Source organism: Pseudomonas chlororaphis subsp. aurantiaca, from assembly GCF_013466605.1.
Taxonomy (GTDB): domain Bacteria; phylum Pseudomonadota; class Gammaproteobacteria; order Pseudomonadales; family Pseudomonadaceae; genus Aquipseudomonas; species Aquipseudomonas chlororaphis_I.
This window is the reverse complement of record NZ_CP059162.1, coordinates 6,359,563-6,382,146: the sequence shown is the minus strand read 5'-3', so window position 1 is coordinate 6,382,146 and position 22,584 is coordinate 6,359,563. Positions and strand designations below refer to the sequence as shown.

Genomic DNA, 22,584 nt, shown 5'->3' with positions numbered 1-22,584 from the left:
TCATCGCGGACCAGCAAGGATTGACCTGCTTCTGTAGGAGCGAGGCTTGCCCGCGAAGCGATCTGTCTGGATCACCGCAACATCAGCAACACCCGCTCCCGCAACAGGGAGCAATCCGCACCCTTTATTCCCGATAAAACAAAAACGCCGCGATCGATGTCGCGGCGTTTGTGTTTGCGTGTCGCTGTTACCCCAGGTTCTTGCCGAGCAGCGCGTGGTAGAGCTCGCTGTCGCCAAGGATCCCCACCACCTTGTTGTTGTCATGCAGCACCAGCTTGTTGCCGGTCTGGTAGCGGATCTGCAGCGCGTCGCGCATGCCGATGCTGGAGTCCACCAGGGTCGGCTTGCGGCCGAGGCCTTCCACCGCCTGGCCCGGGATCCAGTTCTGCAGGTCGAGGCTGGCGCCGTTCTGGCGTGCGCCCTTGATGGTGTTGCCCTCGGCCAGGTCCAGCCAGGAATCGCCACCCGGATCCAGGCACACGGAGCCGTTGATACGTTTGCAGTTGTCCAGGGTGCGCATCAGGCTGCGGCCGCAGAGCACGTTGAGCGGGTTGGTATGGGCGACGAAGGTGCGCACATAGTCGTCCGCCGGGTTCAGCACGATCTCTTCCGGCTTGCTGTACTGGATGATCCGGCCGTCTTTCATGATGGCAATGCGGCTGCCAAGTTTCAGGGCCTCGTCGAGGTCGTGGCTGACGAACACAATGGTCTTGCTCAGCTTGCGTTGCAGTTCCAGCAGTTCGTCCTGCAGGCCCTGGCGGATCAGCGGGTCGAGGGCGGAGAAGGGTTCGTCCATCAGCAGGATGTCGGCGTCCATCGCCAGGGCGCGGGCCAGGCCGACACGTTGCTGCATACCGCCGGACAGTTCGTCGGGTTTCTTGTTGCGCCATTGGGTCAGGCCCACCAGCTCGAGTTTCTCGTCCACCAGCTTGCGCCGTTCCTTTTCCGGGCGGCCCTGCATTTCCAGGCCGAAGCTGATGTTCTCGCGAACGGTCAGCCAGGGCATCAGGGCGAACTTCTGGAACACCATGGCGATGCGCTTGGTGCGCATCATCTTCAGTTCCGCCGGGGTACAGGAGGCGATGTCGATCTGCTTGCCGTCATGCTCGACGAACAGCTTGCCGCGGCTGACGGTATTGAGGCCGTTGATGCAGCGCAGCAGGCTTGACTTGCCGGAACCGGAGAGGCCCATCAGCACGCAGATTTCGCCTTTCTCGATGTCCAGGCTGGCCTTTTCCACACCGACGATCTGGCCGGTCTTTTTCAGGATCTCGTTGCGGGTCATGCCCTGATCCAGCAGCTTGAGCGCCTCGCGTGGATCCTTGGAGAAGATAACGTCGACGTTATCGAAGCGGATTATGCTCATGCGTCACCCCCTACTTTGGCTTCGGGTTGTTTGCAGATACGGTCGAGCATGATCGCCAGCAGTACGATTGCCAGGCCTGCTTCGAAGCCCAGGGCGATATCGGCGGTGTTCAGTGCGTTGACCACGGGTTTGCCCAGGCCATCGGCGCCCACCAGGGCCGCGATCACCACCATCGACAACGACAGCATGATGCACTGGGTGATGCCGGCAGCGATGCTCGGCATGGCGTGGGGCAGCTCGATACGCGACAACAGTTGACGGCGCGAGCAGCCAAAGGCTTTGCCGGCGTCCATCAACTCTTGTGGTACATCGCGGATGCCCAGGTAGGTCAGGCGGATCGGCGCGGCAATGGCGAACACCACCGTGGAGATCAGGCCTGGCACCACACCCAGACCGAACAGGGTCAGGGTAGGAATGAGGTAAACGAAGGTCGGTACGGTCTGCATCAGATCGAGCACCGGACGCATCATGGTGTAGAACATCGGCTTGTGCGCGGCGACGATGCCCAGCGGCACGCCAATGAGCACGCAGACCAGGGTGGCGAACAGCACCTGGGCCAGGGTTTCCATGGTTTCCTGCCAGTAACCCAGATTGAGAATCAGCAGGAAGGACAGCACGACAAAGGCCGTCAGGCCCCATTTGCGTTGAATGATGTGCGCGAGCAAGGCAATCAGGCCGATCAAGGCCAGCGGGTTGAACCAGGTCAGCGCAAACGTCACGCCGTGGATCATCGTTTCCAGGGTCGATGCGATCGCATCAAATGTGTTGGCGCCGTGTTGCGTCAACCATTCAACGAAGGCAGCGATGTACTGGCCTAAAGGGATTTTCTGATCAATGAGCATGGTATTGAACGTCCGCATGCAAGGAATAAACAGCCCGGGCGGGCGAACCCACCCGGCGTAAGCGATTTACTGCGCAAGCTTGGCTTTCACGGCCTCCAGGCCTGGTTTTCCGTCAATGGTGGTCACGCCAGCGAGCCAGGTATCGAGTACCTCGGGGTTTTTCTTCAGCCAGGCCTTGGCGGCCGCCTCGGGCTTCATCTTGTCGTCCAGGACGTTACCCATCAGGGCGCTTTCCATATTCAGGGTGAACGACAGATTCTTCAGCAACTGACCGACGTTGCTGCATTCCTCGGCGTAGCCCTTGCGGGTGTTGGTGTAGATGGTCGCCTGGCCGTAGTTGGGGCCGAAGAACTCGTCGCCACCGGTCAGGTACTTCATCTTGAAACGGGTGTTCATCGGGTGCGGTTCCCAGCCCAGGAACACCACCGCGGTGCTGCGCCGTTGCGCGCGCTCGACCTGGGACAGCATGCCCGCCTCGCTGGATTCGACCACCTTGAAGCCGGCGTCTTTCAGGCCGAAGGCGTTCTTGTCGATCATGCTTTGGATCATGCGGTTGCCGTCGTTACCCGGCTCGATGCCGTAGATCTTGCCGTCCAGTTCTTTCTTGAACTTGGCGATGTCGGCGAAATCCTTCAGGCCCTTGTTGTACAGCTCTTCCGGGACCGCCAGGGTGTACTTGGCGTTCTCCAGGTTGGCGCGGATGGTTTCCACGGTGCCGGCATCGCGGTAGGGCTTGATGTCGTTTTCCATGGTCGGCATCCAGTTGCCGAGGAACACGTCCATGTTCTTGCCGTCGGCCAGGGACTTGTAGGTCACCGGCACGGAAATCATCGTGGTCTTGGTCTTGTAGCCAAGTGCCTCGAGAACCACGCTGGTGGTCGCGGTGGTGACGGTGATGTCGGTCCAGCCGACATCGGAGAAGTTTACGGTGCTGCATTGCGCCGGTTCTGCGGCGTGCGCCAGAAGCGGCAGACTCAGCATGGCGGCCAACAACAACGACGGGGAACCTTTCATGGGGTGGACTCCTGGGTGTTTTCTGGCGGTGTGTCTGACCGCACTTATAAGTGTTGCGGTTGGGGCGAGTGGGACAGCTCTACCACAGTGCCTTGCAATCGAGTCGAGACTGATCATGTACCAGTGAAAATCTGACGCCTACAGGGTGCGTCGTATCCAGTACAGGGAGGGTCGCATCCAGTGTCGGTGAGGTCGCTTACAGCTTTTTTCAGCACTTTTTGCCCGGCTGAACCGCAAAAAAAACGGCCAGAACCGGAGGTCGGCGGGCCACGGCGTTGGTGGGCATGAGTGAGTCGGTGTGAGACGTTGAGCGACACTGCAAAAGCCTGATGATGCGCGTATCTCGGCGGATTACTGCTTGAGCGTAGCAGCTTCGCCACCGGGCGTTTGGGCGCCCGGCGTGTGCTCATCGAGGAGTTTCGCAGTAATGGCTATCAGTGTTTTCGACCTGTTCAAAATCGGTATCGGCCCCTCCAGTTCCCACACCGTCGGGCCCATGCGCGCCGCGGTGCTGTTCGTCCAGGCACTGCGGGGAAAAGACCTGCTGGAGCAGGTGCGCCGCATCGAGGTAAGGCTCTACGGTTCGCTGTCAGCCACCGGCATCGGGCACGGCAGCGACAACGCGGTGATCATGGGGCTGATGGGCGAATGGCCGGATGCGATCGATCCGTCGCAGATCGGCGGTCGCATCGAGACCCTGCGCGAAACCAATACCCTGCTGCTCGACAACCGCCTGCCGATTCCCTTCGTCTGGGCGCGCGACATGCTGCTGCTCGACGAGAACCTGCCGTTTCACCCCAACGCCATGACCCTGGTGGCCGAAGGCGAATCCGGGGAGCTGCACCGTGATACCTATTATTCCGTGGGCGGCGGTTTTGTCGTCGATGAGGCCCAGGCCAGCAGCGGCGTGGTGGACCTGGATCGCACCGAATTGCCTTATGACTTTTCCAGCGCCGTGGAGCTGCTGGGCCTGTGCCAGAAGCACAACCTGCGGGTGGCCGAACTGATGATGGCCAACGAGAAGGTCTGGCGTTCGGAGGAGGAGATCCGCGCGGGCCTGATAAAGCTCTGGCAGGCCATGCAGGATTGCGTCGAGCAGGGCCTCAAGCATGAAGGCATCCTGCCCGGCGGGCTCAATGTGCGGCGCCGCGCGGCCAAGCTGCACCGCAGCCTGCAAGAGCTGAACAAACCCAATGTGATCGGCTCGACCCTGAGCGCCATGGAGTGGGTCAACCTGTACGCCCTGGCGGTCAATGAAGAGAACGCCGCCGGCGGGCGCATGGTGACGGCGCCGACCAACGGCGCGGCGGGGATCATCCCGGCGGTGCTGCATTACTTCATGCGCTTCAGCGAGGATGTCACCGACGCCAACGTGGTGGACTTTTTCCTCGGCGCGGCGGCGGTGGGCATTCTCTGCAAGAAGAACGCCTCGATCTCCGGTGCCGAAGTCGGCTGCCAGGGCGAGGTGGGTTCCGCCTGCGCCATGGCTGCCGCTGGTCTGGCGGAGATTCTCGGGGCGTCGCCGGAGCAGCTGTGCAACGCCGCGGAAATCGGCCTGGAGCATAACCTTGGCCTGACCTGCGACCCGGTCGGCGGCCTGGTGCAGGTGCCGTGCATCGAGCGCAACGCGATTGCCGCGGTGAAGGCCATCAACGCCGCGCAAATGGCCCTGCGCGGCGACGGCCAGCACTTCATTTCCCTGGACCGGGTGATCCGCACCATGCGCGATACCGGCGCCGACATGCATGACAAATACAAGGAGACATCGCGCGGCGGACTGGCGGTCAGCGCCGTCGAGTGTTGAGGGCTTAAACAGCGGGACTGCTGCGCAGTCCATCGCGGGCAAGCCTCGCCCCTACAGAAGAACGCGTGCATCTGTAGGAGTGTAGGAGCGAGGCTTGCCCGCGATAGCGCCAGGAGACTCACCACTCTTTTCAAGGCAAGCCGCAGCAGCGTCCTGCTCATAAATTGAACACCCAGCGACGCCCTCGCCACCTTTTGGAGCGTCGCAAACAGGTAAGTCCAAGGGCTCATCGGTCAGGTTTTTCACTGACCTCGGCTGAGCGCCCACCTGTGCTTGCGGTGACACTCTTTTCCCGGGACGTTTATCGCCGTTCCCACAAGTGCTACCGATTTGCTCACAGCCACCGGCCCAGGGCCCTCCACGGCCGATTCGGCACTGATAACCCGCACATTGCGCGCGGCTTATATAGACGCATCGCGACGTCGTTTTCAGGAGTTATTGAATGGCCATTCAATTTTAGGCATGGCAATTGCTCTGTCATCACAAAGCCCGTCTCCCGCGTGAGAATGATGGCAATAACAAGAGCCTCCGCCTGAGGCCATCACCTGCTTTGTGTGAGGAGATACCGCGATGACGACGTTCAACTCCGGGGCTCAACCCCAGAACCGTGCGCCTCAATCCATCGGCTTTTTGCTGCTGGACAATTTCACGCTGATTTCCCTGGCCTCCGCGGTCGAGCCGCTGCGCATGGCCAACCAGTTGTCCGGTCGCGAGCTGTATCGCTGGACCACCCTCAGCGTCGACGGCGGCCAGGTCTGGGCCAGTGATGGCCTGCAGATCACCCCCGACGCCTCCATGCACAAAGCCCCCGCCCTGGACACCGTGATCGTCTGCGGCGGCATCGGCATCCAGCGCACCGTGACCCGCGAGCATGTGTCGTGGCTGCAAAGCCAGGCGCGCCAGTCCCGTCGTCTCGGCGCGGTCTGCACCGGCAGCTGGGCCCTGGCCTGCGCCGGCCTGCTCGACGGCTTCGATTGCAGCGTGCACTGGGAATGCCTGGCCTCGATGCAGGAAGCTTTCCCACGGGTGGCCATGAGCACTCGCCTGTTCACCCTCGACCGCAACCGCTTCACCAGCTCCGGCGGCACCGCGCCGCTGGACATGATGCTGCACCTGATCAGCCGCGATCACGGCCGCGAGCTGTCGGCGGCGATCTCGGAAATGTTCGTCTACGAACGTATCCGCAACGAGCAGGATCACCAGCGTGTGCCGCTCAAGCACATGCTCGGCACCAATCAGCCGAAGTTGCAGGAAATCGTCGCGCTGATGGAAGCCAACCTGGAGGAGCCGATCGACCTCGACGAACTGGCGGTCTACGTCTCGGTATCGCGGCGTCAGCTGGAGCGGCTGTTCCAGAAATACCTGCACTGTTCGCCATCGCGTTACTACCTGAAGCTGCGGCTGATCCGCGCCCGCCAGTTGCTCAAGCAGACGCCGATGTCGATCATCGAAGTGGCCTCGGTCTGCGGTTTCGTCTCCACGCCGCACTTCTCCAAGTGCTACCGCGAGTACTTCGGCATTCCGCCGCGTGACGAACGCGTGGGCTCCAACACCGCCCAGCAGGTGGCGATGATGCCGATTCCGCAGGCGCTGGTGCTGGCCGGCCCGATGTCCTCGCTGAGCCAGGCGCGCAACGAATCGACCTTCGCCAGCGTCAGGTTGTAATCACAGGCTTTTCCTGAAGTACACGACGCGCTCGGTTTCCTCGAAACCGAGCGCCTTGTGCACGGTCTGGCTCAACAGGTTTTCCAGGCCGGTATCCGAAGCCATTTCCACGCAGCCCTGATCCCGTCCCCATTGGGCGACGGCGTCGATCAGTCGTTCGGCAATGCCCTGGCGCCGCAGTTCGGCGCTGACGTACAAACCCTCCAGAAACACCACCGGCGAATGTTCGGTGCCGTTCACGTAGTCGCGGCGCAACGAGGCTTCGGCCAATCCCACTGGCTGGCCGTCGGCGGTATAGGCGAGCAGGTTGATATAGCGCTGCGGGTCGTCCAGCAAGCTGGCGATTTCGTCCAGATGTTCCTCGGCCGGGCAGTCGGGCCACAGTGCCTGGCGCAATGACAGCCAGCCCGGTTGACGGGCTGACTGGCAGGGTTCGATTCGAATCATGGGGGCGGTTCCTTGGCTTGCAAGCACCGCACTCTACGCCGGGATCCGCTCCCGGCGAAGGCTCAGGCGCGGCTGTTCTGGAACTGGGCCAGGGCCGGCAACAGCTGTTTGTCGATGGCCTGGCGCACGGCCGGCAGGATGGTCGCATTACCGGTGAGTATCTGCTCGACCATGCCCTTGAGGGCCTTGGCCCGGGCATCGCTCAAGCCGCGCACAGCGCACTCGCAGGCCTGGTCGGCCGTGGCGCCGGCCGGCATTTCAAAACCCAGGGCCCTCAGTTGGCCGAGCAGGTCGTCCTGGTCAATCAGATCCGCGTGCATCATGACTCTTATCCTTGTTCAGGGAGCGTGGTCGTGAGTCGATTCTGGTAGCCGCCCGGACAGTCGGCAAGGGCGAATTGTCGCAATGGCCGGGATGCCTATGAACAGGTCGTTTTCGGCTAACTTGGCTTGAGGGCGACTGGGCACACTGGACTCCAGCTCGGTCATCGAAGGTTTGGTCACCCTCGTGTCGGCTCCTCAGAAAACCTCCTCTGCCCCGATCCTGTCACGGCTTGATCGGGGTCTTTTTTGGCCTGGGAAAAATGCGCTGCCAGATGGGTTTTTCGCTGGCGACGCGGTCTAGCGCTGCAACACCAGAATCCGCGACAGCAACTCGTCGCGGTCGATGTAGCACCCCTGGAAATGCCGCGCGCCGGTGGCGGGGTCGAAGGCGTTGCGCGCGTGCAGGGTGCGGCGGTTGTCGAAACACCACAGTTCGCCGGGGTTGAGGCGCCGGGTCAGGCGAAAGCGCGGCTCGCGGGTCATGGCGATAAAACGTCGATAGGCGCGGTAGAGCCGGGGCATGTCGTCCACCGAGGCCTCGAACGGCCCGCGCAGGAAGTTGGCCATGCGGATTTCCGCGACGTCGCCCACTGCATCCAGGACGATCACCGGCGCCAGGCAGCGGTAGTCGCTGTGGCGGTCCTTGTTGCGAAACTCCACGGGGATCTCGCACAGCGCGCGAAACGCCTCGGGGTCCTCGCGGCGCAAAGCGTCGGCGATGGCAAAACCGTCGACAAAAATGCTTTCGCCACCTTCGGCGTCGTTCACCAGGCAATGCAGGAACTGCAAACCCGGTTGCAGCTCGCGGGTCGGCAGGTCGGTGTGCAGCGGCAGGTTGAAGGCGGTATAGGCGTTGCTGTCGGCGTCGGCCTTGGATTGCACGTTGAACAGCACGCCGAAATTGCTCTCGCGGATAAAGGCAATGCGCTTGGCGACCTGGGCCAGCGACCCCGGTGCGGTGGGCACGCCGCGGACCTGCGTCAGGCCGATATCGCGCACCGCCAGCAGCCATTGCAGCAGCGCCTGCGGGGCCTCCATCAGCGCCTGGTACTCGAACACCGGCAGTTGCAGCCGGCTGTCCCACAGCTGGCTTTGCGGCCGACGGGCGCGGCGCTCGGCGCGGCTTTCATCGTCGTAGGCGTGGGCCCGCAGCCAGCCCGGGTCGAAGCGGCTGAGGTGGCCGTCCTGCCAGTCGATGCTCAGGCAGCCCTGGGCGTCGATCCGGCTGGACACCGGGGCCAGGTCTTCGGCGACGTCGACTATCTCCAGCACCTGCTCGCGAGTCACGCTGTAGACGCATTGCGAGCAGGGGCAGTTGTCGCGCAGCCACTGATGATGAAAGGGGCTCGAGCGACCGTCGGCCCACTGCACCTGAACACGGTCCGCCAGGGCTTGTACGGCGGTCAACGCGCTGATCAACGGGTAACTGCGAAAGTCGGCAAAAGTGGTGGCGGTATTCACGGTGCGGTCCTTTTTTATGGGGTGATTATTTTTCCGGCGGCAAGGCAATCACCCGGCCGATCCAGGCGGGGGCGGGCAGGTCGGCCTGTTCGGCGGCGATGGCTCGCAGCCTGTTCAGCACCGGCTCGCTGAACGGCGCCGAACGCGGGCCGGCGAGATCGACGTGGAGCAGCATCTGCTCGTTGCCGGCTACTTCCAGGTCATCACCAACCTTGTGCAGGCTGTGATACAGGTGCAGGCGCTTGCGGTCGTGGCCGATGATTTGGGTGCGCACTTCGACCTCGGTATCGAGCTTCACTTCATGCAGGTAATTGAGGTGCAGCTCCAGGGTGAACAGCGAATTGCCGCTGGCTTCGCGGTGGTTGCTGTCCATGCCCAACTGGTCCATCAGGGCGTCGGTGGCATAGCTGAAAATCAGCAGGTAGAAGGCGTCCCGCAGGTGGCCGTTGTAATCGACCCAGTCGGGGCTGATGCGGGTGGTGTAGGTGGTGAGTGCGGGCATGTCATGGGCTCACGAAAATGGCGGGCTGAACCTGTAGCCGCTGCCGCAGGCTGCGATCGGCTCCGAAGGAGACGCGCTCTTGCGGCTTTCGAAAGGCTCTTCGAGCCTTATCGCAGCCTGCGGCAGCGGCTACAGGGTGGGCGTCAGGGTTACTCGCTGAAGCTCATGCCGTGTTTGGCCTTGGTGGTTTTCACCGCTTCGAGCACGGCGAGCAGGCAGTCATCACGATAGCGCTCCAGCGCCGAAATGCTGTGTGTGCCGAGCTGCTCGGCGGTGCCTTCGACCACGTCGTCGATCAGCTTGTCGGTCAGTTCCGGGGCCGGCAGGTAGGTCCACGGCAGCTGCAGGGCCGGGCCGAACTGGGCCATGAAGTGCCGCATGCCGGCATCGCCCCCGGCCAGGGTGTAGGTCAGGAAGGTGCCCATGAACGACCAGCGCAGGCCGGCGCCGAAGCGGATCGCATCGTCGATTTCGCCGGTGGTGGCGACACCATCGTTGACCAGGTGCAGGGCCTCGCGCCACAGCGCCTCCAGCAGGCGGTCGGCGATAAACCCCGGGACTTCCTTGCGCACGTGCAGCGGGCGCATGCCGAGGGATTCATAGACCTTGATCGCGGCCTGCACGGCTTCTGGCGCGGTGTTCTTGCCGCCGACCACTTCCACCAGCGGCAGCAGGTACACCGGGTTGAACGGGTGACCGACCACACAGCGTTGCGGGTGGGTGGAACTCTCGTAGAACTCACTCGGCAGCAGGCCGGAGGTGCTGGAGCCGATCAGCGCATCGGGCTTGGCCGCGGCGCTGATCTTGGCGTGCAGCTCGAGTTTCAGTTCCAGGCGTTCCGGGGCGCTTTCCTGGATGAAGTCGGCGTCTTTCACACACTCTTCGATGGTCGCGACAAAGCGCAGGCGATCCTGGGAGGCGCCCGGTGCCAGGCCCTGTTTTTCCAGGGCGCCCCAGGCATTGGCCACGCGCTTGCGCAGGGCCGCCTCGGCGCCGGGCGCCGGGTCCCAGGCCACCACGTCCAGGCCGTGGGCGAGGGCGCGCGATACCCAGCCGCTGCCGATGACACCGCTGCCCAGGGCGGCGAAGGTTTTGATCTCGGTGATAAAGCTCATGACAGGTTTCCTGAAAGTCAAAAGTGGACGTATCTGTAGCCGCCTTCGGGGTCAGCCGCGCTTGCTCAGGCCCATCTTGGCCCGGCCCTCGGCCGGGGTCAGGACGCGGGCGCCGAGGCGGCTGAGGATCTCGCTGGCGCGTTCCACCAGCTGGCCGTTGGTCGCCAGCACGCCCTTGTCCAGCCACAGGTTGTCCTCCAGGCCGACCCGCACGTTGCCGCCCAGCAGCACCGCCTGCGCGGCCATCGGCATCTGCATGCGGCCGATACCGAAACCGGCCCAGACCGCGCCCGCCGGCAGGTTGTCGACCATGGCCTTCATGGTGGTGGTGTCGGCCGGCGCGCCCCAGGGAATGCCCAGGCACAGCTGGAACAGCGGGTCGTCCAGCAGGCCTTCCTTGATCATCTGCTTGGCGAACCACAGGTGGCCGGTGTCGAAGATTTCCAGCTCGGCCTTCACCCCCAGTTCCTGGATGCGCTTGGCGCCGGCGCGCAATTGCGCCGGGGTGGACACGTAAATGGTGTCGCCGTCGCCGAAGTTCAGGGTGCCGCAGTCCAGGGTGCAGATTTCCGGCAGCAGTTCCTCGACGTGGGCCAGGCGGGTCAGCGGGCCGACCAGGTCGGTATTGGGGCCGAATTCCATTGGGTTTTCGCCGGCGCCGATCTCCAGGTCGCCGCCCATACCGGCGGTGAGGTTGACGATGATGTCGACGTCCGCTTCACGGATGCGCTCCATCACTTCCCGGTACAGCGCGACGTCGCGGCTGAACTTGCCGGTTTGCGGGTTGCGCACGTGGCAGTGGACCACGGTGGCGCCGGCCTTGGCCGCTTCCACCGCGGCGGCGGCAATCTGTTTCGGGGTGACCGGCACGTGGGGGCTCTTGGCGGTCGTGTCGCCAGCACCGGTGAGTGCGCAGGTGATGATGACGTCGTGGTTCATGGTGCGGTTCCTTACAGGCGTGGTGAGTCGCTGCGCAGCCGTTTGGCGCTGCGCAGAGGGAGTCAGGGGGGGTTATTGGCTGGTCAGTTTCAGGTTGTCGGCGGCCGGCTTGCCATCGAAGGTAGTGACCCCTTCGAGCCAGCGCGCCTTGTCCTGCGGGTGGTCGGCCAGCCATTGCTTGGCCGACTCCAGGGCGTCCTTGTGGTCGAGCAGCGGCTGCATCATGCGGCTCTCGTCCTCGGCGCTGAAGGTCAGGTTGCTCAGCAGCCGGCTGACGTTCGGGCACTGTTCGGCGTAGGTCGGCGCGGTGACGGTCCACACCGTGGCCATGCCTTCGTTCGGGCCCAGGGCGTCGTCGCTGCCGGTGAGGTAGGTCATCTGCACGTTAACGTTCATCGGGTGCGGCGCCCAGCCGAAGAACACCACGGCTTCCTTGCGCCGCACCGCGCGATCCACCGCCGCCAGCATGCCAGCCTCGCTGGATTCGACCAGCTGGAATTTGCCCAGGCCGAACTGGTTCTTGGCGATCATCGCCTTGATCTGGGTATTGGCGCCCGAACCAGGCTCGATACCGTAGATCTTGCCGCCCAGTTCCTTCTCGAATTTGGCGATGTCGGCGAAGGTCTTCAGGCCCTTGTCCGCCAGGTAGGTGGGCACCGCGAGGGTGGCGCGAGCGTCCTTGAGGCTGGGCTCGGCCAGCACCTTGACCTGCTTGGCGTCGACGAACGGGGTGATGGTCTGAGTCATCAGCGGATTCCAGTAGCCGAGGAACAGGTCCAGGCGCTGGTCGCGGATGCCGGCGAAAATGATCTGCTGCGAGGCGCTGGTCTGCTTGGTCTTGTAGCCGAGGCCGTCGAGCAGCACCTGGGCCATGGCGCTGGTGGCGATCACGTCGGTCCAGTTGACCACGCCGAGGCGCACGTTCTGGCAACTGGCGGCGTCGGCGGCCATGGCGCCGGAGCTGAGAAAGACGGTACCGCTGAGTGCAAGGACGCAACTGCTGATCAGTCGTTTCATGAAGGTTTCCTCGGCAGGTCGTTATTGTGGGGCCCGACGTCTATGTGCGCCGGTGATGCCACGTTACGCAGCCGGCGAGCGCTGAAAACGCACAGCGGCGACCGGCTCTTGCACTGCAGCGACCTTCGTCTTGAACCCGGCGTGGAAACGGCGTATCACAGTGGCCACGCTGCCCGTCATCCGAGTGCGTTCCATGTCCCAGGATTTCTATTTCTTGCTGATGCCGGGCTTCTCGGCCATCGGGTTCATCTCGGCCATCGAGCCGCTGCGCGTGGCCAACCGCTTTCGCGGCGAGCTGTATCGCTGGCATGTGCTGAGCGCCGATGGCGGCGCGGTATTGGCGAGCAACGGCATGTCGGTCAACGCCGATGCGGCGCTGGAGCCGTTGAAGAGGGGCGCGACCCTGCTGGTGGTGGCCGGCTTCGAGCCGCTGAAGTTCGTCACCCCGGCGCTGGTGCACTGGTTACGCCGCCTGGATGTGGAGGGCGTGCCCCTGGGCGGCATCGACACCGGCAGCGTGGTCCTGGCCGAAGCCGGGCTGCTCGAAGGCCACCGCGTGACCCTGCACTGGGAAGCGATCGAGGCATTCAAGGAGTCCTATCCCCAACTCAGCGTGACCCAGGAGCTGTTCGAGATCGACCGGCGGCGCATCACCTCGGCCGGCGGCACCGCGTCCATCGACATGATGCTCGACCTGATCGGCCAGGCCCACGGCCCGGAGCTGGCGATCCAGGTCAGCGAGCAGTTCGTGCTCGGGCGCATCCGCCCGCGCAAGGACCACCAGCGCATGGAAGTCGCCACCCGCTACGGCATCCGCAACAAGAAGCTGGTGCAGGTGATCGGCGAGATGGAGCAGCACAGCGAGCCGCCCCTGAGCACCCTGCAACTGGCGGAGTCGATCAAGGTCACCCGGCGTCAGCTCGAACGCCTGTTCCGCCTGCACCTGAACGACACCCCGAGCAACTTCTACCTGGGGCTGCGCCTGGAAAAGGCCCGGCAACTGCTGCGCCAGACCGACATGAGCGTGCTGGAAGTCAGCATCGCCTGTGGCTTCGAATCACCCTCGTATTTCACTCGCAGCTATCGCGCGCGTTTTGCCCAGTGCCCGCGGGAAGACCGGCGCCATAGCCTGAAGGCCTGAGCTGCTGATTCTGTAGGAGCGAGGCTTGCCCGCGATGGCGGCCTGTCTGACACAGCGCGTTGCCTGCATCGCGAGCAAGGACTGGACTCGCCCCTGCTCCTACAAGAAGCAGAGGGCGCTTATTTCTTCAGCAACGCCGCACAGGCGGTCTTGTACGCCTCATGCTGATACTTGTTCAGCGTCGCCGGCAGGTCGAAGTTGTGCTTTTTGTTCTGCGCGTTGATGGTCTGCGGCGACAGCAGGGTCACCTCGCAGTTGTCCAGCAACTGGAACACGCCTTCGATCTTGAAGGTGGTCGGGCCGCCGGCGAATTCGCCTTTTTTGCTGCGTTTCTTGATGGCGATGCGGCTGATGCCGTTGTCGCGGACGAAGGCTGCGACCTGGGTGGCGAAGGCTTTGACGTTGGCGGCTTCGTCATCGTCGTCCAGGGTGATTTTCTTGCAGGCGTTGGCCAGGTGTTGCGCTGTGCCGTCTTGCAGGGTGGCCATGGCGAAGATGGCTTCGCTGCCTTTGATTTCGATGCCGCAGATGCTCATGGGAAGACCTTTTTTCGGTGAATGGCGTGCAGCTTACAGTTCCAGCTGGTCGGCGCGAATGCCAAAGGCCGCGGCGATCTTCTCGCGGGTGGCGCGACGGGGCTTGGCGACGCTTTCCTGCTGGGCGAAGGCCGGCTGGGAAATCCCCAGGCGCCTGGCGACCTCGTCCTGGGTCAGGTGCAGGTGTTCGCGCCAGGCGCGGATTGGCGTGGCGCCGTCAACGATGCGGCTGACCACGTCGTGGGGGATCAGGTCCGGCTCCTGCTGTTGTGCCACATAGTGCGCATAAGGAATCACCACGAACGCCGGCTTGCCATCCGTGCCATTGATGATCTGGATGTTCGTCACGTTTCTTGACCTCTTGAATACTGACCACTCGGATAGCGCCGTCCCAGTCGAACAGGATTCGATAGTTGCCCACTCGCAGGCGGTAGGCATAGGTATGGCCGCTGAGTGCCTTGACGTTGCCGGTATCGGGCATGTCGCCGAGCAAGGTCACCGCATCGCGGATCTGTACCTGATGGGCGCTGTGCAATCGCAGCAGTTGTTTGACGGCCTTACGGGTCCGCAGGATGCTGTTCATGAACGAATATAAGTCTTTTATAAGATTAATCAATCTTTGCTTATATCAGCCTGCGGGCCAAGGCGAGAACCTTGTCCGGGTATTGCTCATGGCTTGTTACAGCCGTGAAAGGAGGAGGGTACTCAGGGGTGTATCGAGTGTCGCCGCTCGCTCCTACCGGCGTAGGAGCGAGGCTTGCCCGCGATGGCGGTGTTGTTGTCGCAGATAAAGCCTGCGGCCAGGGCGGTTACTCCTGCCCGATCGACTCGAGAAACTCCGACCGCTCATCGCTCATGCGCGCCAGACAATCGGCCTGGGCAATGGCGTAGGCCTTGCTGCCGGGTTTGGCGGGGAAGGTGTCGATGGCGCAGTCGGCGTCGCGCTGTTTCTGCCACAGCTGCTGGGCGCTCTGGACCTTGGCGGTGATGTCGGCCAGCTGCGCCTTGTCGCTGCCGTACAGTGTGCCCAGGCGTTCGAGCAGGCTCTGCAGGTTGTCGCTCAGCAGTTGCTCGGCGGTGGTTTTGTTGAAAGTGGCGCATTCCAGGGTCTGTTGGTCCTGTTCGACGCTGTCGCACGGGGAGTTGTCGGCTTCTTCAGCCGCCTGTGCGCCAGTCGCCAGCAGTGCCAAAGCCAGGAAGATCGATTTCATTGCGTCGCAGACCCCTCTAATCCAGTGATGCGGCGGATTCTGGCCCATGCGCATGACAAAGAACAGATGGGGCAAGGGACGCCCGGCAGACCCTTTGTCGCGGATTGACGCTTTCGGCAATTCCCCTGTCGTTTTTGCACCCGGCTGCCCAGGCACCGAGGCATATGCTGACCCCAAAGCGCCGGCAGACGATTCGGCGCATGAATTGCCAATAAGGGGACTGCCTGATGAGCCCAGCCGAATTGCACGCCGACAGCATCGTTATCGACGGGCTGATCATTGCCAAGTGGAACCGTGAGCTGTTCGAAGACATGCGCAAGGGCGGCCTGACCGCGGCCAACTGCACCGTGTCGGTGTGGGAGGGCTTCCAGGCCACGGTCAACAACATCGCCTCCAGCCAGAAGCTGATCCGCGAGAACAGCGACCTGGTGATGCCGGTGCGTACCACCGCCGACATCCGCAAGGCCAAGGAGCTGGGCAAGACCGGCATCCTTTTCGGCTTCCAGAATGCCCACGCCTACGAGGACCAGATCGGCTACGTCGAGGTCTTCAAGCAGCTGGGCGTGGGTATCGTGCAGATGTGCTACAACACCCAGAACCTGGTGGGCACCGGCTGCTATGAGCGCGACGGCGGCCTGTCGGGCTTCGGTCGTGAGATCGTCGCCGAGATGAACCGCGTCGGCGTCATGTGCGACCTGTCCCACGTCGGCTCCAAGACCTCCGAGGAAGTCATCCTCGAATCGAAGAAACCGGTCTGCTACTCCCACTGCCTGCCGTCGGGTCTCAAGGAGCACCCGCGCAACAAGTCCGATGAAGAGCTGAAGTTCATCGCCGACCACGGCGGTTTCGTCGGCGTGACCATGTTCGCGCCGTTCCTGGCCAAGGGCATCGATTCGACCATCGACGACTACGCCGAAGCCATCGAGTACACCATGAACATCGTCGGCGAAGACGCCATCGGCATCGGCACCGACTTCACCCAGGGCCATGGCCAGGACTTCTTCGAATACCTGACCCACGACAAGGGCTACGCCCGTCGCTTGACCAACTTCGGCAAGATCATCAACCCGCTGGGCATCCGCACCGTGGGCGAGTTCCCCAACCTCACCGAGACCCTGCTCAAGCGCGGTCACTCCGAGCGTGTGGTGCGCAAGATCATGGGCGAGAACTGGGTGAATGTCCTGAAGGACGTCTGGGGCGAATAAGCCGCAACCTCTGAATCCTTTCCCCCGGCCGTCCGCGCCGGGGGCAACACAACGAATTTTCTGGAGTTAAGTTTCCATGGCCAAGATCGCCCCGCAACTGCCCATCGAAGTCGACAGCGAAACCGGTGTCTGGACCTCCGACGCCCTGCCGATGCTGTACGTGCCGCGTCACTTCTTCGTCAACAACCACATGGGCATCGAGGAAGTGCTGGGCGCCGAAGCCTATGCCGAGATCCTCTACAAGGCTGGCTACAAGTCCGCCTGGCACTGGTGCGAAAAAGAAGCCGAATGCCACGGCCTGGAAGGCGTCGCGGTGTTCGAGCACTACATGAAGCGCCTGTCGCAGCGCGGCTGGGGCCTGTTCAAGATCCAGGACATCGACCTCGACAAGGGCACCGCCAGCGTCAAGCTCGAACACTCGGCCTTCGTCTATGTGTACGGCAAGGTCGGGCGCAAGGTCGACTACATGTTCACCGGCTGGTTCGCCGGCGCCATGGACCAGATCCTGGCCGCCCGCGGCAGCAAGATCCGCACCGTCGCCGAACAGGTCTACGGCGGTTCCGAAGAAGGCCACGACGATGGCCTGTTCACCGTCAAGCCGTTGTAAGCGGAGTTAAGAAAAATGGCTTTCGAAGCGATGTTCCAGCCGATCCAGATCGGCAAACTGACCATCCGCAACCGGGTGCTCAGCACCGCGCACGCCGAGGTCTACGCCACCGATGGCGGCATGACCACCGACCGCTACGTGAAATATTACGAAGAGAAAGCCAAGGGCGGTATCGGCCTGGCGATCTGTGGCGGCTCGTCCGTGGTGGCCATCGACAGCCCGCAGGAATGGTGGAGCTCGGTGAACCTGTCCACCGACCGTATCATCCCGCACTTCCAGAATCTGGCCGACGCCATGCACAAGCATGGCGCCAAGATCATGATCCAGATTACCCACATGGGCCGCCGCTCGCGCTGGGACGGTTTCAACTGGCCGACCCTGATGTCGCCGTCAGGCATCCGTGAACCGGTGCATCGCGCCACCTGCAAGACCATCGAGCCGGAAGAGATCTGGCGGGTGATCGGCAACTACGCCCAGGCCGCGCGCCGGGCCAAGGCCGGAGGCCTGGACGGCGTCGAGCTGTCCGCCGTGCACCAGCACATGATCGACCAGTTCTGGAGCCCGCGGGTCAACAAGCGGACCGACGAATGGGGCGGCAGCTTCGAAGGCCGGATGAAGTTCGGCCTGGAAGTGCTCAAGGCGGTGCGCGCCGAAGTCGGCGACGATTTCTGCGTGGGCATGCGTATCTGCGGTGACGAATTCCACCCGGACGGCCTGTCCCACGAGGACATGAAGCAGATCGCCAAGTATTACGACGACACCGGCATGCTCGATTTCATCGGCGTCGTGGGCTCGGGTTGCGACACTCACAACACCCTGGCCAACGTGATTCCGAACATGAGTTATCCACCGGAGCCGTTCCTGCACCTGGCCGCCGGCATCAAGGAAGTGGTCAAGGTTCCGGTGCTGCATGCGCAGAACATCAAGGACCCGAACCAGGCTACGCGCATCCTGGAAGGCGGCTATGTCGACATGGTCGGCATGACCCGCGCGCACATCGCCGACCCGCACCTGATCGCCAAGATCAAGATGGGCCAGATCGACCAGATCAAGCAGTGCGTGGGCGCCAACTACTGCATCGACCGCCAGTACCAGGGCCTGGACGTGCTGTGCATCCAGAACGCCGCGACCTCCCGTGAATACCTGGGCGTGCCGCACATCATCGAGAAATCCACCGGGCCGAAACGCAAGGTGGTGGTGGTTGGCGCCGGCCCTGCCGGCATGGAATCGGCGCGGGTGGCGGCCGAACGTGGCCACGACGTGACCCTGTTCGAGAAGAAGGACGCCATCGGCGGGCAGATCACCACCGCCGCGAAAGCACCGCAGCGCGACCAGATCGCCGGCATCACCCGCTGGTACCAGCTGGAGCTGGCACGGCTGAAGGTCGATCTGCGCCTGGGCACCGCGGCCGATGCCGAGACCATCCTCGACTTGCGTCCGGACATCGTGGTGCTGGCCGTCGGCGGGCATCCGTTCCTCGAGCAGAACGAACACTGGGGCGCCGCCGAAGGGCTGGTGGTCAGCAGCTGGGACGTGCTCGACGGCAAGGTGGCGCCGGGCAAGAACGTGCTGGTCTACGACACTATCTGCGAGTTCACCGGCATGTCGGTGGCCGACTTCCTCGCCGACAAGGGCAGCCAGGTCGAGATCGTCACCGACGACATCAAGCCGGGCGTGGCCATCGGTGGCACGTCGTTCCCGACCTACTACCGCAGCATGTACCCCAAAGAAGTGATCATGACCGGCGACATGATGCTGGAAAAGGTCTACCGCGAAGGCGACAAGCTGGTGGCGGTGCTGGAGAACGAATACACCGGCGCCAAAGAGGAGCGGGTGGTCGACCAGGTGGTGGTGGAGAACGGCGTGCGGCCTGACGAAGCGATCTACTACGCGCTCAAGGAAGGTTCGCGCAACAAGGGCCAGGTCGACGTCGAAGCGCTGTTCGCGATCAAGCCGCAGCCTTCGTTGAGCCAGGCGGGCGACGGTTATCTGCTGTTCCGCATCGGTGACTGCGTGGCGCAGCGCAACACCCACGCGGCCATCTATGACGCCCTGCGGATCTGCAAGGATTTCTAAGCCATACCTGTAGCCGCTGCCGAAGGCTGCGATCGACTGCGAAGCAGTCGTGCTCTTGAGTTCGCAGGAAAGTCCTGCGGACTTCATCGCAGCCTGCGGCAGCGGCTACAACGACCGAGCTGGTCTTTGGGAGCTCCACCATGTTGAACACCCTTCTTCCCATCCTGCTGTTCGCAGCCATCGGCCTGGCTGTCCTGGGCGCGTTGCGGCGGGTGGCCATGTGGCGCCGGGGCCGTGCGTCCAAGGTCGACCTGATCGGCGGCCTGCTGGCCATGCCCAAGCGCTACATGGTCGACCTGCACCATGTGGTGGCGCGGGACAAATACATCGCCAACACCCACGTGGCCACGGCCGGTGGCGCGGTGGCGTCCATCGTGCTGGCGATTCTGGTGCACGGTTTCGGCCTGCATAACCGCATCCTCGGCTACGCCTTGCTGCTGATGTCGGCGGTGATGTTCGTCGGCGCGATCTTCGTCTACCTGCGCCGCCGCAACCCGCCGTCGCGCCTGTCGAAAGGTCCGTGGATGCGCCTGCCGAAAAGCCTGTTGGCGTTCTCGGCGTCGTTCTTCCTGGTGACCCTGCCGGTGGCCGGGATCCTCCCGGAAAACTTCGGTGGCTGGGTACTGGCGGTGATCCTCGGCATCGGCGTGTTGTGGGGCGTGTCCGAGCTGTTCTTCGGCATGACCTGGGGCGGCCCGATGAAGCACGCCTTCGCCGGTGCCCTGCACCTGGCCTGGCACCGCCGCGCCGAGCGCTTCGGCGGCGGCCGTTCCACCGGCCTCAAGCCGCTGGACCTGGAAGACCCGAACGCGCCGCTGGGTGTGGAAAAACCCAAGGATTTCACCTGGAACCAGCTGCTGGGCTTCGACGCCTGCGTGCAGTGCGGTAAATGCGAAGCCGCGTGCCCGGCCTTTGCCGCAGGCCAGCCGCTGAACCCGAAAAAGCTGATCCAGGACATGGTGGTTGGCCTGGCGGGCGGTACCGATGCCAAGTTCGCTGGCAGCCCGTATCCGGGTAAGCCGATTGGCGAACACAGCGGCAATCCGCACCAGCCGATCGTCAACGGCCTGGTGGACGCCGAGACCCTGTGGTCCTGCACCACTTGCCGCGCTTGCGTCGAGGAGTGCCCGATGATGATCGAGCACGTCGATGCCATCGTCGACATGCGTCGTCACCTGACCCTGGAAAAGGGCGCCACCCCGAACAAGGGCGCCGAAGTCCTGGAAAACCTGATCGCCACCGACAACCCGGGCGGTTTTGCCCCGGGCGGGCGGATGAACTGGGCGGCGGACCTCAACCTGGCGCTGCTCGGCGAGAAGAAAACCACCGACGTGCTGTTCTGGGTTGGCGACGGCGCGTTCGACATGCGCAACCAGCGCACCCTGCGCGCCTTCGTCAAAGTGCTGAAAGCGGCCAAGGTCGACTTCGCGGTACTGGGCCTGGAAGAGCGCGACAGCGGCGACGTGGCCCGGCGCCTGGGCGACGAGGCGACCTTCCAGCTGCTGGCCAAGCGCAATATCCAGACCCTGGCCAAGTACAGCTTCAAGCGCATCGTCACCTGCGACCCCCACAGTTTCCATGTGCTGAAAAACGAATACGGCGCCCTCGGTGGCGAGTACGTGGTGCTGCACCACAGCACCTACATGGCCGAGCTGATCGCCGGCGGCGCCCTGAATCTGGGCCAGCACAAAGGCAACAGCGTGACTTATCACGACCCGTGCTACCTGGGCCGCTACAACGGCGAGTACGAAGCGCCGCGGGAAGTGCTGCGGGCGCTGGGGATCGAGGTCAAGGAAATGCAACGCTCCGGTTTCCGCTCGCGCTGCTGTGGCGGTGGCGGCGGCGCGCCGATCACCGACATCCCGGGCAAGCAGCGGATCCCCGACATGCGCATGGACGACATTCGCGAAACCGGCGCCGAGCTGGTGGCCGTGGGTTGTCCACAATGCACCGCGATGCTCGAAGGCGTGGTCGAACCACGACCGCTGATCAAGGACATTGCCGAACTGGTGGCCGACGCCTTGCTGGAAGACGCCGCGCCCGGCAAGCCGGCGACCCCGGCCAAACGTGAACCTGCGGAGGCCCACTGATGAGCAACATTATCCGCCGCGACCCGCGGGCTGAATGGATCGCCCGTAACCGCCTGCACCCGCTGCACGCGGCCATGCAACCGGCGCAGCACAGCTGGATGGGGCCCAACGGCATCATCCGCAAGAACCCCCACGGGGTCGGTTTCATCGGCCCCAACGGCATCAAGCGCATCGACCGCAGCGGCGCCCAGCAGGGTGGGGCGGTCAAGCGCAGCGCCGCGGTCGAAGTCCAGCTGCCGCTGCATCAGGTGGCGCAGCCGGCGTTCTACATCTGCGTGGTGCCGGACATGGTCGGCGGCCGCCTGAGCAGCCACGACCGCGATCTTTTGGGCCTGGCCCATCAACTGGCCGGCAAGGACGGTGCGGTGCTGGCGGTGGTGTTCGGCGAGCACAAGGAAAACACTTTCGCCACGGCTGGCGTCGACCGCCTGCTGGTGCTGGAAGGCAACGAATTCAGCGGTTATGCACCGGAACAACGGGTCCAGGGCCTGCGGGCTGTGGATAACCAGTTCAGCCCGCGTCACTGGCTGCTGCCCGACAGCCGCACCGGTGGCGGCGAACTGGGCCGACGGTTTGCTGCGGCCCTGGGCGAACGCCCGGCCACGCGGGTCTGGCAGGTCAAGGACGAGCAGTGCATCGGCCGCGCCGGTGCCGGCTTGCAGGACCTGGCCCGGCCGCTGGCACGCTTGATCCTGGCCGCCGCCGAATGCGCGGAGCCGGTCAGCGAAACCCGCCACGAAGCTCTGCCGGTGGAGTTATCCACAACGGTGGCGCGCAGCCTGGCGCGGATCGAGGACCTGGGCGCGGTGGCGGTGGACCCGGCGGCGATTCCCATGGCCGAGGCCGAGTTCATTTTCTCCGGCGGCAACGGGGTCAAGGACTGGGAGCTTTTCCACAGGACCGCCGCGGCCCTGGGCGCCACCGAAGGCGCGTCGCGGGTGGCGGTGGACGACGGTTTCATGGCCCGCGACCGTCAGGTCGGCGCCTCGGGCACCTGGGTCACCGCCCGGGTGTACGTGGCGGTGGGGATTTCCGGGGCGATCCAGCACCTGCAGGGCATCGGTGCCTGCGACAAGGTGGTGGCGATCAACCTCGATCCGGGCTGCGACATGATCAAACGCGCCGACCTGTCGGTGATTGGCGAAAGCGCCGAGCTTCTTCAAGCCTTGATCGCGGCGGTAGAGGCCTACCGCAACGGCGCCAAGCGCGATGCGGCTTAAGGG

General features: G+C 63.7%; 21 protein-coding genes and 1 pseudogene. 8 read left to right on the top strand and 14 right to left on the bottom strand.

Annotated features, from left to right (window positions below; genetic code table 11):
* Window positions 1-187: 187 nt before the first annotated feature.
* The 3 genes from choV to H0I86_RS29270 all read right to left on the bottom strand — a co-directional run bounded on the left by choV (window position 188) and on the right by H0I86_RS29270 (window position 3,222).
* The gene (choV, locus tag H0I86_RS29280) at window positions 188-1,366 is read right to left on the bottom strand and encodes a choline ABC transporter ATP-binding protein (RefSeq protein ID WP_124322633.1); all 1,179 of its coding nucleotides are present in this window, start codon (window positions 1,364-1,366) and stop codon (window positions 188-190) included.
* Window positions 1,363-2,208: a choline ABC transporter permease subunit gene (gene choW, locus H0I86_RS29275; protein ID WP_007925985.1), complete on the bottom strand. Its 846-nt coding sequence runs from the start codon at window positions 2,206-2,208 to the stop codon at window positions 1,363-1,365. The genes choV and choW overlap by 4 nt, the downstream gene beginning before the upstream one ends.
* A 66-nt stretch (window positions 2,209-2,274) precedes the next feature.
* Entirely contained in the window at window positions 2,275-3,222 is a 948-nt protein-coding gene (locus tag H0I86_RS29270) for a choline ABC transporter substrate-binding protein (RefSeq protein WP_180923095.1), read from the bottom strand.
* Window positions 3,223-3,649: 427 nt separating this feature from the next.
* Here H0I86_RS29270 and H0I86_RS29265 point away from each other — a divergent pair, with 427 nt between their 5' ends.
* Window positions 3,650-5,026, top strand: a complete 1,377-nt coding sequence (locus tag H0I86_RS29265) for an L-serine ammonia-lyase (RefSeq protein ID WP_180923094.1) — start codon at window positions 3,650-3,652, stop codon at window positions 5,024-5,026.
* Between the two features lie 570 nt (window positions 5,027-5,596).
* Entirely contained in the window at window positions 5,597-6,691 is a 1,095-nt protein-coding gene (gene gbdR, locus H0I86_RS29260) for a choline metabolism transcriptional regulator GbdR (RefSeq protein WP_009045963.1), read from the top strand.
* Here gbdR and aac(6') read toward each other — a convergent pair whose 3' ends face one another.
* The 7 genes from aac(6') to choX form a co-directional block, all read right to left on the bottom strand.
* Window positions 6,692-7,138: an aminoglycoside 6'-N-acetyltransferase gene (gene aac(6') / locus H0I86_RS29255; protein ID WP_180923093.1), complete on the bottom strand. Its 447-nt coding sequence runs from the start codon at window positions 7,136-7,138 to the stop codon at window positions 6,692-6,694. It lies immediately after the preceding gene.
* A 62-nt stretch (window positions 7,139-7,200) separates the two neighbouring features.
* Window positions 7,201-7,461, bottom strand: coding sequence for a hypothetical protein (locus tag H0I86_RS29250; protein ID WP_180923092.1), 261 nt, complete (start codon window positions 7,459-7,461; stop codon window positions 7,201-7,203).
* A gap of 297 nt (window positions 7,462-7,758) precedes the next feature.
* A complete protein-coding gene (locus tag H0I86_RS29245) occupies window positions 7,759-8,922 on the bottom strand; it encodes a gamma-butyrobetaine dioxygenase (protein ID WP_180923091.1) in 1,164 nt (387 codons plus the stop codon).
* Window positions 8,923-8,947: 25 nt separating this feature from the next.
* Window positions 8,948-9,424 (bottom strand): thioesterase family protein, encoded by a 477-nt coding sequence (locus H0I86_RS29240; RefSeq protein ID WP_180923090.1) that lies wholly within the window; start codon window positions 9,422-9,424, stop codon window positions 8,948-8,950.
* A 149-nt stretch (window positions 9,425-9,573) separates the two neighbouring features.
* Window positions 9,574-10,539, bottom strand: coding sequence for an L-carnitine dehydrogenase (locus H0I86_RS29235; protein ID WP_180923089.1), 966 nt, complete (start codon window positions 10,537-10,539; stop codon window positions 9,574-9,576).
* Window positions 10,540-10,590: 51 nt separating this feature from the next.
* Window positions 10,591-11,478, bottom strand: coding sequence for a 3-dehydrocarnitine:acetyl-CoA trimethylamine transferase CdhC (gene cdhC / locus H0I86_RS29230; RefSeq protein WP_009051243.1), 888 nt, complete (start codon window positions 11,476-11,478; stop codon window positions 10,591-10,593).
* 72 nt (window positions 11,479-11,550) lie between these two features.
* Window positions 11,551-12,495: a choline ABC transporter substrate-binding protein gene (choX, locus tag H0I86_RS29225; protein WP_180923088.1), complete on the bottom strand. Its 945-nt coding sequence runs from the start codon at window positions 12,493-12,495 to the stop codon at window positions 11,551-11,553.
* Window positions 12,496-12,688: 193 nt separating this feature from the next.
* Between choX and H0I86_RS29220 the strand changes: the two genes are divergently transcribed.
* Complete coding sequence (locus tag H0I86_RS29220) at window positions 12,689-13,636, top strand: GlxA family transcriptional regulator (RefSeq protein ID WP_180923087.1); 948 nt, start codon at window positions 12,689-12,691, stop codon at window positions 13,634-13,636.
* A 119-nt stretch (window positions 13,637-13,755) separates the two neighbouring features.
* Here H0I86_RS29220 and H0I86_RS29215 read toward each other — a convergent pair whose 3' ends face one another.
* From H0I86_RS29215 to H0I86_RS29200, 4 genes and pseudogenes are all read right to left on the bottom strand, one after another.
* Window positions 13,756-14,172, bottom strand: a complete 417-nt coding sequence (locus tag H0I86_RS29215; RefSeq protein WP_180923086.1) for a DUF3010 family protein — start codon at window positions 14,170-14,172, stop codon at window positions 13,756-13,758.
* Window positions 14,173-14,205: 33 nt separating this feature from the next.
* Entirely contained in the window at window positions 14,206-14,520 is a 315-nt protein-coding gene (locus H0I86_RS29210; protein WP_180923085.1) for a helix-turn-helix domain-containing protein, read from the bottom strand.
* Window positions 14,513-14,755 (bottom strand): annotated as a pseudogene (locus tag H0I86_RS29205) (type II toxin-antitoxin system RelE family toxin); the annotation flags it as partial. The gene H0I86_RS29210 and the pseudogene H0I86_RS29205, both read right to left, overlap by 8 nt.
* A 226-nt stretch (window positions 14,756-14,981) precedes the next feature.
* The gene (locus H0I86_RS29200) at window positions 14,982-15,383 is read right to left on the bottom strand and encodes a lysozyme inhibitor LprI family protein (protein WP_180923084.1); all 402 of its coding nucleotides are present in this window, start codon (window positions 15,381-15,383) and stop codon (window positions 14,982-14,984) included.
* A gap of 227 nt (window positions 15,384-15,610) precedes the next feature.
* On the opposite strand from H0I86_RS29200, the gene H0I86_RS29195 reads away from it, so the two are divergent.
* The 5 genes from H0I86_RS29195 to etfA all read left to right on the top strand — a co-directional run bounded on the left by H0I86_RS29195 (window position 15,611) and on the right by etfA (window position 22,581).
* The gene (locus tag H0I86_RS29195; protein WP_007926352.1) at window positions 15,611-16,588 is read left to right on the top strand and encodes a dipeptidase; all 978 of its coding nucleotides are present in this window, start codon (window positions 15,611-15,613) and stop codon (window positions 16,586-16,588) included.
* A gap of 76 nt (window positions 16,589-16,664) precedes the next feature.
* Window positions 16,665-17,195 (top strand): DUF5943 domain-containing protein, encoded by a 531-nt coding sequence (locus H0I86_RS29190; protein ID WP_003228980.1) that lies wholly within the window; start codon window positions 16,665-16,667, stop codon window positions 17,193-17,195.
* Between the two features lie 15 nt (window positions 17,196-17,210).
* Entirely contained in the window at window positions 17,211-19,271 is a 2,061-nt protein-coding gene (dgcA, locus tag H0I86_RS29185; protein ID WP_151264733.1) for a dimethylglycine demethylation protein DgcA, read from the top strand.
* Window positions 19,272-19,411: 140 nt separating this feature from the next.
* Window positions 19,412-21,361 carry a dimethylglycine demethylation protein DgcB gene (gene dgcB / locus H0I86_RS29180; RefSeq protein WP_180923083.1) on the top strand — a complete coding sequence of 650 codons (1,950 nt, stop codon included), beginning with the start codon at window positions 19,412-19,414 and terminating at the stop codon, window positions 21,359-21,361.
* Complete coding sequence (etfA, locus tag H0I86_RS29175; protein ID WP_180923082.1) at window positions 21,361-22,581, top strand: electron transfer flavoprotein subunit alpha; 1,221 nt, start codon at window positions 21,361-21,363, stop codon at window positions 22,579-22,581. The genes dgcB and etfA overlap by 1 nt, the downstream gene beginning before the upstream one ends.
* Window positions 22,582-22,584 lie beyond the last annotated feature (3 nt).

Coding starts and splice junctions, on each gene's coding strand:
- choV (WP_124322633.1), bottom strand. CDS start 1,366: ATGAGCATAATCCGCTTCGATAACGTCGACGTTATCTTCTCCAAGGAT.
- choW (WP_007925985.1), bottom strand. CDS start 2,208: ATGCTCATTGATCAGAAAATCCCTTTAGGCCAGTACATCGCTGCCTTC.
- H0I86_RS29270 (WP_180923095.1), bottom strand. CDS start 3,222: ATGAAAGGTTCCCCGTCGTTGTTGTTGGCCGCCATGCTGAGTCTGCCG.
- H0I86_RS29265 (WP_180923094.1), top strand. CDS start 3,650: ATGGCTATCAGTGTTTTCGACCTGTTCAAAATCGGTATCGGCCCCTCC.
- gbdR (WP_009045963.1), top strand. CDS start 5,597: ATGACGACGTTCAACTCCGGGGCTCAACCCCAGAACCGTGCGCCTCAA.
- H0I86_RS29250 (WP_180923092.1), bottom strand. CDS start 7,461: ATGATGCACGCGGATCTGATTGACCAGGACGACCTGCTCGGCCAACTG.
- H0I86_RS29240 (WP_180923090.1), bottom strand. CDS start 9,424: ATGCCCGCACTCACCACCTACACCACCCGCATCAGCCCCGACTGGGTC.
- H0I86_RS29235 (WP_180923089.1), bottom strand. CDS start 10,539: ATGAGCTTTATCACCGAGATCAAAACCTTCGCCGCCCTGGGCAGCGGT.
- cdhC (WP_009051243.1), bottom strand. CDS start 11,478: ATGAACCACGACGTCATCATCACCTGCGCACTCACCGGTGCTGGCGAC.
- choX (WP_180923088.1), bottom strand. CDS start 12,495: ATGAAACGACTGATCAGCAGTTGCGTCCTTGCACTCAGCGGTACCGTC.
- H0I86_RS29220 (WP_180923087.1), top strand. CDS start 12,689: ATGTCCCAGGATTTCTATTTCTTGCTGATGCCGGGCTTCTCGGCCATC.
- H0I86_RS29215 (WP_180923086.1), bottom strand. CDS start 14,172: ATGAGCATCTGCGGCATCGAAATCAAAGGCAGCGAAGCCATCTTCGCC.
- H0I86_RS29200 (WP_180923084.1), bottom strand. CDS start 15,383: ATGAAATCGATCTTCCTGGCTTTGGCACTGCTGGCGACTGGCGCACAG.
- H0I86_RS29195 (WP_007926352.1), top strand. CDS start 15,611: ATGAGCCCAGCCGAATTGCACGCCGACAGCATCGTTATCGACGGGCTG.
- H0I86_RS29190 (WP_003228980.1), top strand. CDS start 16,665: ATGGCCAAGATCGCCCCGCAACTGCCCATCGAAGTCGACAGCGAAACC.
- dgcA (WP_151264733.1), top strand. CDS start 17,211: ATGGCTTTCGAAGCGATGTTCCAGCCGATCCAGATCGGCAAACTGACC.
- dgcB (WP_180923083.1), top strand. CDS start 19,412: ATGTTGAACACCCTTCTTCCCATCCTGCTGTTCGCAGCCATCGGCCTG.
- etfA (WP_180923082.1), top strand. CDS start 21,361: ATGAGCAACATTATCCGCCGCGACCCGCGGGCTGAATGGATCGCCCGT.